11 protein-coding genes and 3 pseudogenes are annotated in these 10224 nt (G+C 58.6%); 11 read left to right on the top strand and 3 right to left on the bottom strand.

All coding sequences use genetic code 11. The features are described 5' to 3' along the window. Window positions 1-224 precede the first annotated feature (224 nt). Complete coding sequence (locus tag AWB78_RS19785) at window positions 225-593, top strand: NUDIX hydrolase (RefSeq protein WP_062607288.1); 369 nt, start codon at window positions 225-227, stop codon at window positions 591-593. A gap of 104 nt (window positions 594-697) precedes the next feature. Here the strand turns inward: AWB78_RS19785 and AWB78_RS45805 are convergent, their stop codons facing one another. Continuing rightward, a complete protein-coding gene (locus AWB78_RS45805; protein ID WP_074173483.1) occupies window positions 698-973 on the bottom strand; it encodes a hypothetical protein in 276 nt (91 codons plus the stop codon). A 798-nt stretch (window positions 974-1771) separates the two neighbouring features. On the opposite strand from AWB78_RS45805, the gene AWB78_RS19780 reads away from it, so the two are divergent. The 8 genes and pseudogenes from AWB78_RS19780 to AWB78_RS49330 form a co-directional block, all read left to right on the top strand. After that, a complete protein-coding gene (locus AWB78_RS19780) occupies window positions 1772-2284 on the top strand; it encodes a hypothetical protein (protein ID WP_062607286.1) in 513 nt (170 codons plus the stop codon). Window positions 2285-2479: 195 nt separating this feature from the next. Next, entirely contained in the window at window positions 2480-3292 is an 813-nt protein-coding gene (locus tag AWB78_RS19775) for an RMD1 family protein (protein ID WP_062607284.1), read from the top strand. Between the two features lie 433 nt (window positions 3293-3725). After that, window positions 3726-4106, top strand: a complete 381-nt coding sequence (locus tag AWB78_RS48385) for a cation diffusion facilitator family transporter (RefSeq protein ID WP_332460107.1) — start codon at window positions 3726-3728, stop codon at window positions 4104-4106. A gap of 164 nt (window positions 4107-4270) precedes the next feature. Continuing rightward, complete coding sequence (locus AWB78_RS48380) at window positions 4271-4435, top strand: hypothetical protein (RefSeq protein WP_232477752.1); 165 nt, start codon at window positions 4271-4273, stop codon at window positions 4433-4435. A gap of 407 nt (window positions 4436-4842) precedes the next feature. Beyond that, window positions 4843-5232, top strand: a pseudogene (locus AWB78_RS43625) (cytosine permease); the annotation flags it as partial. Window positions 5233-5472: 240 nt separating this feature from the next. Then, window positions 5473-6825 (top strand): epoxide hydrolase family protein, encoded by a 1353-nt coding sequence (locus AWB78_RS19760; protein WP_062607281.1) that lies wholly within the window; start codon window positions 5473-5475, stop codon window positions 6823-6825. A gap of 342 nt (window positions 6826-7167) precedes the next feature. Then, window positions 7168-7779 (top strand): VOC family protein, encoded by a 612-nt coding sequence (locus AWB78_RS19755; RefSeq protein ID WP_062607279.1) that lies wholly within the window; start codon window positions 7168-7170, stop codon window positions 7777-7779. A gap of 97 nt (window positions 7780-7876) precedes the next feature. Continuing rightward, window positions 7877-8197 (top strand): annotated as a pseudogene (locus AWB78_RS49330) (transglycosylase domain-containing protein); the annotation flags it as partial. Here AWB78_RS49330 and AWB78_RS49735 read toward each other — a convergent pair. Both AWB78_RS49735 and AWB78_RS43615 read right to left on the bottom strand, forming a co-directional pair. Then, window positions 8140-8550 (bottom strand): annotated as a pseudogene (locus AWB78_RS49735) (ISKra4-like element ISBte2 family transposase); the annotation flags it as partial. The pseudogenes AWB78_RS49330 and AWB78_RS49735 sit on opposite strands and share 58 nt — an antisense overlap. Before the next feature lie 44 nt (window positions 8551-8594). Then, window positions 8595-8798, bottom strand: a complete 204-nt coding sequence (locus AWB78_RS43615; RefSeq protein WP_074173482.1) for a hypothetical protein — start codon at window positions 8796-8798, stop codon at window positions 8595-8597. Between the two features lie 200 nt (window positions 8799-8998). Between AWB78_RS43615 and AWB78_RS19745 the strand changes: the two genes are divergently transcribed. Together AWB78_RS19745 and AWB78_RS19740 are read left to right on the top strand one after the other, a co-directional pair. Beyond that, window positions 8999-9550: a hypothetical protein gene (locus AWB78_RS19745; RefSeq protein WP_062607275.1), complete on the top strand. Its 552-nt coding sequence runs from the start codon at window positions 8999-9001 to the stop codon at window positions 9548-9550. Between the two features lie 56 nt (window positions 9551-9606). Then, window positions 9607-9798 carry an antitoxin Xre/MbcA/ParS toxin-binding domain-containing protein gene (locus AWB78_RS19740; protein ID WP_062607273.1) on the top strand — a complete coding sequence of 64 codons (192 nt, stop codon included), beginning with the start codon at window positions 9607-9609 and terminating at the stop codon, window positions 9796-9798. The last annotated feature ends 426 nt before the right edge of the window (window positions 9799-10224 follow it).

The raw sequence follows: 10224 nt of genomic DNA, 5'->3' as shown, positions 1-10224 counted from the left end.
TCGCAATCTCTTTAAGGAAAGACACGTCCGTTACGCTGCCTGAGAAAAAAGAGCACTATTTGATGCACCAGTCAGTAAAGTGTGGTGCAAATACCGCCCTCAAGTCGCAACGTTACCGATCTTCTGCAGTTCTGTATTAGGATGCCTGGCTAAAACAGCACGACCCGATACGATCAGCGCATCAAGCGCCTCGAAAATACCTCGATTACAAGTGGGAGCTCGGATTGAAGAAACGCGCCACCGTGGTCTGTCGCAGAGGCAAGCGGATCCTCCTGGTCGCACGTCGTCAATCGAAATGGGCTTTGCCGGGCGGAATCCTCAAGCGCGGGGAACATCGCTCGGCCGCCGCGCTTCGGGAACTCAAGGAAGAAACGCGGCTACGCGGGAAGTCAGCCGAGCACCTCTTCGACTTCCGTGGCAAACAGAAACACCATCACGTGTTCACATGCGAGATCCCGGATCGCGCCAAGGCTCGCCCGAGTAACGAAATATCCAAGTGCCGCTGGGTTCACCTCGACGACATCCCTCGCCTCATCACCAGCGGGCCGACGATCGATATCGTGAAGCTCATGAGTCAACGGCTCAGGAAGTAGTCCGGCCTTCAGATAGTCGACGCCCCACCAACCTCCTGCCAGCGGGTAAGCTTCGGTCGCCCGAGCGATTGGCGGATCTCGGCAAAGCGATGCAAGACCGCGTATTAGATCTTCGAAAGAATCACGCGCCTACCGGGATCCTCAATGCCGCCTTCGGCAACTGCCGCAGTGATGCGCTGCCGATTGAGCTGGAACGCGAGATGGAGTTGCGACGCAGACAGATCCTTGGCGCCGAGACACTGCATAGCCACGCCAGCTGGTACCACATAAGAGCAAAAGCCCCAGCCGGGCCCGAACGCTGAGAAATGTATCTCGCCGTCCGCGACGGTCGGCTGCGAAAGCTTCAGTTCCGTTTTCGATTCTGCTGAGGAAGAATTCATTGCCGTGCTCCAAAAAACGGGATCGAATTATTCCAGCTTCTTCAAGATTGCGCACCCCCTGCAGCACACCGATGCGTGCGAACACACTCACACTCGCAACGCGATCGAGACAACGCCTGACCGGGCGTACCGCGACTCACAGGACATCATGCTACGGATGTAGTCGGTCAATTGACGAAGGCATCGTGGTCAACACCGCGTGACGCTTAACTGGCCTTCCAAGGTCGATGGAAAGCAGGCGCAGGAACGCAGTACGTGCCTCATCCATAAATGACTAAATGCAGTAGCGCTGCGCTTTTCTGGTGTCGAAACTAAGTATCGACGCTGCCGTATCCCTTAGCCTCGACTTGAGTCGTCAATGGGGCTTCTTCGTTTTCCCGTCGGTTCGCCCTACCCGCCGATGCCATGCGGGCAACACCGGACAAGTATTTCTTCCTTCCGCCGGAGAAATTGCGCGAGACCTATGCAGCGGATGTCTCGCTGACCTTCTGCAACTCGATTGCAAAGGGCAATGCGAGACACGCCGAGGGTGAATGTGCTGCCTCCACGCGAAGTTCAACGACGCCGCCGAGGCAGACCAGGCGACGAAATCTCCGACCACCTTTTGCCACGCCAGGGTCCCGATCCGTGCGTGCTTGTCCACAGTTTCGGTGGACAACCATGTCGACAACCTACTGGCCGAGCGCTTATCCCGTTGAAGGGCAAGGCATTCGCACCCTCGATTCCGAAATGAGCCCGCGCGGTCCGCAATCCAATAAACCGTATATACTGTTTTACCTACACGACAGGAGAAAACCGATGACCACACCACAAGTCAAGGCGCCGTCCAAGAAGGCGTTCCATTTCCCGAAGAGCAGCGCCGACAAGGTCCAGGCCACCGAAAAGTCCGACGGCAAGGCCGGCAAGACGACGCGATCGAAGGCATCGGCCACGCCCAAGACGAAGGCACGAACAAAGGCGGCGGCAGCGCCTGCCACGACGCCGAAGAACGCAAAGAAAGAAGCCGCGAAAACGCCCGCCGTAGAGACGGCCACAGCGGATAACGCCGCCAAGAACCAAGCGACACCCGAATCGAAAACCAAGCGCGTGAAGAAAGAAAAGGTTGTGCGCGACAGCTTCACGATGCCCAAGTCGGACTACGCGAAACTCGCCACGCTTAAGCAGAAGTGTCAGGACAACGGCGTGCGCGTGAAGAAGAGCGAACTACTGCGCGCTGCGCTCACGATGCTGGAGGCCGCGCCCGACAAGCGCCTCGTCGCGGCCATCAAGGCGCTGGAAACGGTGAAGACGGGCCGCCCGGCGAATACCTGATCATCGCCGGCCAGAATAGGGCGCTGAAAAGCCAGTAAAGAACGGCGGCCAGCGTGATCGACGCGGGCGGTTTGAGCACCCACGCGAGCACTGTGCTGCCGCCGGGCTGGCGAAAGGCGTGCGCGCCCGCAGAATTCTTTACAACTCACAACCGCCGCCTCGGATGACAAAATACGTCCGCTTGGTGGAAAGGACATGAACCATATCGCTCTCGACTCCCGGCAACACGTTAAAGCCCGTGCACGCCTGATTGGAGACCGGCTAGATCTGAAAAGCTATAAGGTCCCTAGGCCGATGGGGACCACGCCGCTGACAGTCGCAATCGGAACCGACGAGGGCATCGCAGTTCTGTTTCGTTATGGCGTAGTTGTATTTTTCGGTCTTAGCAATGCAGATGAAACAGCTTTTATTGATTCCCTCGGAAACATTGTAACGAACATTTACGACAGTCCGGAGGTCGAGGAACTCGATATTTACAATGGAGAGCCTAGCACCGGAGTGCAGAGTGACGCGGTGTCGTTGGACAGAATCACATTGGAGAAGATACAGATCATCGCCGACGTCCTCGGCAAGAGCCTCGTCTTATCACTATATGAGAAGGAGGTCGCGGGAAAGTTTGACGGTATCGCCCCGGTTGCCCGTGAACTGGCTAGCTCGGGCAAAGTAAAGGCAGACTCGAAATCGCTTTTATCGAAAATAGGCAACCTGATACTGATCGAACACCGCATGGTCGGGCGTGCCGAGATCGGTGACAAACCTGAAATCCTCTGGGAATTTCCATCGCTTGGCGGCCTGTATGCCGCGCTCGAGGATGAATTTGAACTGCATGAGCGTCACGCAGCACTGGAGCGAAAGCTTACTCTTATCTCCGACACTGTACAAACCTTAGCGGATATTGTGGAGAACAAGAACATCCACAAATTAGAATGGTATGTAATCGGGTTGATCTGTTTTGAAGTCGCTCTGAGTCTGTTCGACATAGCTAGAAGTTGGCTTTTTCCAGGGTGATCCGCCAGGGGTCCCTACAACTTCCGTCCTAGCCTGCGAATTCTGTCCAGAAACAAAAAAATTGCGTGGCTGTGACCGCGGCTGCGCCCACGGACCGCCATCGACCACCCTGAGGCACCGATCAGCTCTGGCACGTTGAAATGGCCGCCTCGGCGGTGGACCGGTCGGATAGAAAAAACCGCGTAAAAACGCAACGAGGACATCGTCCACACCCACAAGGCTGCAAGAGCGACAATGTCCCAGGATCTCCGGCGCTCTGCCAGACGACGGCGTCTAGAGGTCTGCTTCTTGCTCCCTCATTCTCCAAGGTCGGGAACTTTTCGATTTCGATGCGAAAAAGGAGATAGGATCATGCGGTCCGCCGGGTCCGGGAAGCAAACGTCATCTGCGCCACGCGCGATCTATTACGCCCTCGCATCGAATATCGCTGTAGCTGCGTGCAAATTCGGCGTCGCCTTCTACCACCAACTCAGGCTCCGCACTCGCTGAGGCGGTACACTCGAGCGCGGACTGTCTGAACCAAATTGTCCTGCTCGTCGGTCATCGTGCGGCGCGTGCCACGCCTGACGAGCAGCATCCATTCGGGTACGGCCGCGAGACCTATGTCTATGGGATGCTGGTTGCGATGCAGCTCTTCATCGTTGGTGGCGTTGCCTCAATCGTTATACGAGGGTTTCGAGCGGTACATCACTCACAGCTTGAGAGCCCTCTTTTAGCGGTTGGCGTATTGTGCGTATCAGGAGTGATCGAGGCGCTCGCTCTCAGAGGCTCCATTCGCACCATCGATCCTCGACATCGCGCTAAGGGCTGTTGAACTGGTTTAAGGAAAGCGACAAGCCGTCCGTGATGCTCGCGGTCAGCGAGGATCTCGCCGCAGTAGCGGGAGTACTTGTCTCTCTGATCGCAATCGGCACCGCCGTCCTCACGAGAATCCAGCTTTAAGATGCGCTGGGCAACGTCGGCGTCGGCCTTGTCCTGATGGCCACCTCTCTGTTCTCGATGCGCGAGATCAAATCACTTCTCGTCGGTGAATCAGCGGATCAGAACGACCGGATCGAGAACGACTTGAAGGAGCGCTTCCCATCCGCAAGATGGATATTCTTCGAGCCCGAACTGCGAGAATACGGCCGCGAACCGCTCTAGCATGGAAGCATGGTCCCATTCCGGCTTCATCGGGTGAGCGTTCTTGCGTCTTTGTTCCGCCTTGACTCGTATAGCAATACGCTCACCGACATTCACCGATATGATGCTTCCTGCGCCGCCCACACCTTGATTCGAAAACGCGATGATGGGAAGGACACACGCTCACAACGCTGTGGTAGCCGGGGCGAGACAGTGACGGATCACCCGCGACCTGCATCGCACTTTTTTTCGCGAGCAACTCCTGCTGGCCAACGGGGAACGGGAACAACCTTGTTCTGCTGCGGTCCAGCGCATGATGCACATCATACAGTCATTCGTATTCGGTGCCGTCGTAGCGCTGTGGCTCATCGCAAAAGAGCAACGCCACCCCGCTGCCAGCAATTGACCTACCTGACGGATAGTCAGCGTCATCAACGAACTTCGTCGCGAATCTCGTCGATCTCGTGCTTGCCCTGCTCCTCGTGCTAGTGCCGCGGACCGCGATCAACCTAATCGGCTTCGAAATGATTCGCAAGGGCAAGTACGACATTCCACCGATCCTCTCAGGTGGACGGTGGCATCTATGGCCGCTTCAATCCGCAGGAATTGATTGCATATGCAATCGGTATCGTAGTGCAGATTCAGTTCATGAGTACGCCAATGTACGCCGGGCCGGCACCCAAGTATCTCGATGGCGACGACCTCTCGTGGCTCGTCGGCCCCCGCTGACTGCGCCGCTGTACTACTGGTTCGCCTCGCTGGATACGGAGTACCTGCCAGACAGGAACGCGCATGTCGCGCCCGATGTCGCGCGTTGAGAAACGCGAAGGGTCGAGCCGGATTAATGCCTGCCCGACAATAGTGTAGTACCTTGCGTTGCCTTTACCATCTTTGTGCATATGCACATACTCGCGTTACCTGCTGCGGAAAGTCCCGCAGCGCATCGAGGTGGTGACGCGTTTCAGGTTCGCCGGCCGGTGGGCCGCAAGACGATGCCGGAAAATTGATTCGCCGCAGCACGCATCGCGCCTCCTCGCCCATGAACACAGGAGGTTCATATGTCGAACGATGTTTCTCTCGAAACCCGCTCGCGCCGTCGCTTCATCGGCGTTGCCGCGGCCACCGCCGCCGCGGGCGCATTCGGCCGGCTCGCGTTCGCTGAGCCTACAGAAGACACGGGCAACGCCACGATCACGCAAGTGCCGGGCGGCGACAAGACGGCGATCCGTCCGCTGCGCGTTCACGTGCCCGAAGCGCAACTCGCCGATCTGCGCCGACGCGTGAAGGCGACGCGATGGCCCGAGCGCGAAACTGTGACCGACGCCTCGCAAGGCGTGCAGCTCGCGACGATGCAGAAGCTCGCGCGCTTTTGGGCGACGGACTACGATTGGCGCAAGGCTGAAGCGAAGCTGAATGCCCTTCCGCAGTTCATGACGACCATCGACGGGGTAGACATTCACTTCATCCATGTTCGCTCGAAGAACCCCAACGCACTTCCATTAATCATCAATCACGGCTGGCCTGGCTCTGTGCTCGAGCAAACTAAGCTCATCGGGTTGCTAACGGACCCAGTAGCCTATGGCGGGAAGGCTGAAGACTCGTTCGATGTCGTCATCCCGTCGATGCCCGGCTACGGTTTCTCTGGTAAGCCGACGACCACTGGCTGGGGGCCCGAGCACATGGCCCGCGCCTGGGCGGAACTGATGCACCGTCTCGGATATACGCACTACGTCGCTCAAGGGGGCGACTGGGGCGCGTTCGTCGTCGATCAAATGGGCTTACAGGCTCCCCAGGGTCTGCTCGGCATCCACACCAACATGCCCGCGACGGTTCCAGCCGACGTCGACAAGGCGCTCCAGATCGGCGCCCCGGCGCCAGTCGGCCTTTCCGCCGAGGAACGACGCGCCTATGAGCAGCTCGCCAAGACTTTCAAGCAGGTGGACTACGCCCGGTTGATGGGAACGCGTCCGCAGACGCTCTACGGCATTGCCTGTTCACCCGTTGGCCTCGCCGCGTGGCTCCTCGACCACAACGACGCCGATGGCCAGCCTGCTGCGGCGGTCGCCTCGGCTCTGAACCGGACCACGAGCGCCACCGGCGAACTGACGCGTGATGAGATCCTCGACAACATCACGCTGTACTGGCTGACGAATACCGGGGTATCTGCGTCTCGTCTCTACTGGGAATATAAGGGCGGCTTTTTTAACGCCAAAGGCGTCAAGATCCCGGTGGCCGTGAGTGTGTTCCCTGGCGAGCAATACCAGGCGCCGCGGAGCTGGACAGAAAAGGCCTACCCCAACCTCGTCTATTACCACCGAGCAGAGAAAGGCGGCCACTTTGCGGCGTGGGAGCAACCTCGGCTCTTTGCCGAAGAGATACGCGCCGCCTTCCGGTCGCTGCGTAACTCGTGACCCAACGCCAAAAGGGGCTCGGCGCTTCGGGATTCAAGGTCCTGGTGCCGCCTGTGAACCAATGCAATTACAGGATTCTTATATGAAATCAAATCGTAGCGGCCGCGGCGCTGATCACCGCAAGCAGCCTGCGTTGGCGCAGGTGCAGCCGCCCGCAGGCCTCGGCCGCAACGAGGCCCAGCGGTGCGTGCCCGCTTGATTGCCCCATTCCCGATCACCGCCTTGTCTTGCTGCCCCGGCACCCCGATTCCGCGAGGCACCCGCCAAGGAAGCAAGCACGGCAGCCGATGTGAATACGTCGGCCGTATCCCTTCAAGCCATCTCTTTGATTGGAGTTTGATCATGAACATCACTGCCACGAACGACCTGAAGCTCGAAGTGGTCGTCATCCCCGTTTCGGACGTCGATCGCGCCAAGCGGTTCTACGGCAACCTCGGCTGGAAGCTTGACGCTGAGATCAACAAGGGAGAAGCCTTCCGAATCCTGCAATACACGCCTCCGGGCTCGCCCGCTTCGATCCACTTCGGCAAGGGAGTCACAACGGCAACTCCAGGCTCGGCGCAGCTCTATCTCGTGGTGTCCGACATCGAGGCGGCTCGCGCCGAACTCGTCGCCCTGGGCGTGGACGTAAGTGAAGTGTTCCACCTGACCCCCGGCGAACCCGCACAGAGCGGTCCGCAACCGCAGCGCAACACCTACTCCTCGTACGCCAGGTTCAGCGACCCGGACGGCAACAGCTGGCTGCTACAAGAAGTCACCACGCGCCTACCCGGTCGTATGAGCGCCGATACGAAGTTCTCGTCGCCAAACGACCTCGCGGCCGCGCTGCGGCGTGCCGCCGCTGCGCATGGCGAGTATGAGAAGCGCAATGATGGCAAGCACGACGACAACTGGCCGGAGTGGTACGCCCACTACCTTGCCCGCGAGCAGTCCAGCGAAGCGCTGCCAGCGTAAGCAGCGAGTTGCTGCAGCGACAAGCGCGTCGGTGAGAGCGGACTTGGTAGGGAGCATGGGCATCACGGCGTCGCGGCATCGCACTGGCGCTCGCTGCCGTCCCGCGCTGATCCTTTCTGCCGATGGCGATGTGATCACCGAGTTCAAGCCACTCAATCGCGAGTGGGTTGTCACGCTCAACCAGATGTCGCCGCACGTGGTGGACGCCCTGATTGCGACCGAGGATCACCGGTTCTACAAGCATCACGGGATTGATTTCCAGCGCGTCGCGGCGGCCGCGCACCAACCGTTGACGCGCAGTTGCTTCGGAAACCCGGCAGCTTCACGTGTCAAGAGTTTCCTTAGCGGCTCGTATCTCGCAAGTCCTTCGACGAGGTTACCGTTGATCATCGCGTATCGGACCTGCGATAGCAGATGAACTCCGATCGGCGTCCAGCGCATTTGTTGACGCTTGCACCTGCGCTGGTTTAGGACTTGGTTGACGGCAGACTCGGCTGTTGTGGTCGAGGTGGGTTTGCCTTGGCGACGTCGTTCGCCGTAATTGATCGTCGCCCTTCCGTTGTCTTCCACGTCCGCCACAAGCTCTCGAGTCCGGTAGTCAAGGTGCGCTAGGCATTCCGCAACGCCCGACGTTTCAGCGCGATCACCCGACAGATGGTCAGGATTCTCTGCATCCGACTCCTAGCCTTCTCAAGCTTGTCGTGCCAGAAGCACCAGCGAAGTTTTTCCAGGGCGGGAAATCAACACACGTCGTGTCGCCTTTTCGGCTTCGTTCCCGCACGCAACAGATTTGGCCGCAGTCAGCGTGAAACTAATCATCCGTTGCGAAAAGCCTTCGCTATTTCGGCGACAATTTGGTGTTGCTGATGAGGCTTGCGTAGTCGTCGAATGTCTACATCCAGTGGTTTTTGCGGGCCAAACAAGATTTCGATCGACCCGTCGGCCTGCTTCGGAATGTCGTAATAGCCGTTTGTCGAAGGAAGCAGTTGCGAAGTTTCTGGCATGGTCCCGTCAGTCACCTAAGATCCTTTCGGCCTCTTGAAATCGCCCGGGAAACCAACTATTCTTCCGACCGAATCAAAGTCCCAATCCGTCCCTGACCGCTCCCGTCAGGACCCTTCCCGGCTCAAGCTGTACCCCCGATTTCGTTGAAGAGCACGTTCACTCGTGCCCGTTCGCATCGTCCCCATTCGTCCCCGCGAGACCCACGGAGGTTGCCATGCGCCACATCATCATCTTTTCGTTTTTATTGTTTTACGGCATCTCCTCGAGTGCCGATGAACCTTCGGACCAGGGGCGACATGGCCGAGGACAGAACCCGCACATACCGAAAGTCTTCGATGCTCAAGGGCAGTTCGTCGGGCTGCTCGAAACGAGTTCAGGCGGTGATGGGGTGTATCTGGAGATTAACGACGCGGTGGTGTTCGCGGCCATCGGACGCGCGAACAACGGTTCGCAAGTAGCCGCCTCACAGTGGCAATGGGCGTCGACTGGTTTCATTCCTTATGCATCGAGTGACTGCAGCGGGCCCCCGGTGATTTTCTACTACGCCAGCGCTCAGCCCGCCATCGCCGTCAGGAGGGGCACGGACGTCGTTTTGTATGTCTCCATCGGCGAAAACACTTCGACGGTTCACGTCTCGTCAGTCCGCCAGAATCCCAACATCAGCCAGTGCACCGCGTCCTCCTCGGACATCTCTGCGTTCGTAGTGGATCCGACTGGATATTCGCTTACGCAGCACTATCCTGAACCCTTGACGATACGATACTGATTGTCGCGCGGGGTATATGCGCGCGCTAAGATGAAACGCCGAATGGAGAATGGGCGATGCCCACGCAAGACAAGTCGATGCAGCGCCCCGCAAGGCTGTTGAAGCAAATCGAGCAAGTCGAAAAGATCGTCGCAGAATCCGGGAATCCCGAGGAATTTGACGCCGCGCGCTGGGTTGACCGATGGGTCGAGCAGCCGAATCCGGCACTGTGCGGACAACGACCTATCCGAATTGCTGGATACAGATGAAGGCCAGAGCCTCGTCGCATCGTTGCTTTCCGAGACGCAGAGCGGCGCGTACGCGTGAGGGCCAGCGTCAAAGCAAGAAGGCTAAGCCGTCCTCATGGAATCTAGGCATGGGATCAGGGTCGGGGTGCATGGTTTGCGGTTTGGTACGCGCTCGCGCTCACCGATGGGTTGCGGCGGCCCGTCGCGCGGCGTCCGAATCTCTCGCATATTGGCCCAATGTCGCTCCGCTCGCCCAATTTGCGGATTTGTAGAACAACGGCACACACATGTGTCGCGGCAACGAGGCATTACGACGTGACTTTCGCCGTCGGGGCGTGGAATATCGGCACCACGCCCGTCCGATGCGCCGACTATGCGCCTGAAGACAATCCACGCAGCGCTTCGGACAGTGGGCGTCAGCGATGAACGTTTGCGACAAGCGCTCGA

The organism is Caballeronia calidae (assembly GCF_900044055.2).
GTDB classification, from domain to species: domain Bacteria; phylum Pseudomonadota; class Gammaproteobacteria; order Burkholderiales; family Burkholderiaceae; genus Caballeronia; species Caballeronia calidae.
The sequence above is the reverse complement of the archived record's forward strand: the minus strand, read 5'-3'. Positions and strand labels throughout refer to the sequence as shown.

Bases quoted from the DNA above. Each gene is read 5' to 3' on its own strand.
- AWB78_RS48380 (WP_232477752.1), top strand. From the start codon at position 4,271: ATGGCCACCTCTCTGTTCTCGATGCGCGAGATCAAATCACTTCTCGTC.
- AWB78_RS19745 (WP_062607275.1), top strand. From the start codon at position 8,999: ATGCGCCACATCATCATCTTTTCGTTTTTATTGTTTTACGGCATCTCC.
- AWB78_RS19755 (WP_062607279.1), top strand. From the start codon at position 7,168: ATGAACATCACTGCCACGAACGACCTGAAGCTCGAAGTGGTCGTCATC.
- AWB78_RS19775 (WP_062607284.1), top strand. From the start codon at position 2,480: ATGAACCATATCGCTCTCGACTCCCGGCAACACGTTAAAGCCCGTGCA.
- AWB78_RS19760 (WP_062607281.1), top strand. From the start codon at position 5,473: ATGTCGAACGATGTTTCTCTCGAAACCCGCTCGCGCCGTCGCTTCATC.
- AWB78_RS19780 (WP_062607286.1), top strand. From the start codon at position 1,772: ATGACCACACCACAAGTCAAGGCGCCGTCCAAGAAGGCGTTCCATTTC.
- AWB78_RS45805 (WP_074173483.1), bottom strand. From the start codon at position 973: ATGAATTCTTCCTCAGCAGAATCGAAAACGGAACTGAAGCTTTCGCAG.
- AWB78_RS19740 (WP_062607273.1), top strand. From the start codon at position 9,607: ATGCCCACGCAAGACAAGTCGATGCAGCGCCCCGCAAGGCTGTTGAAG.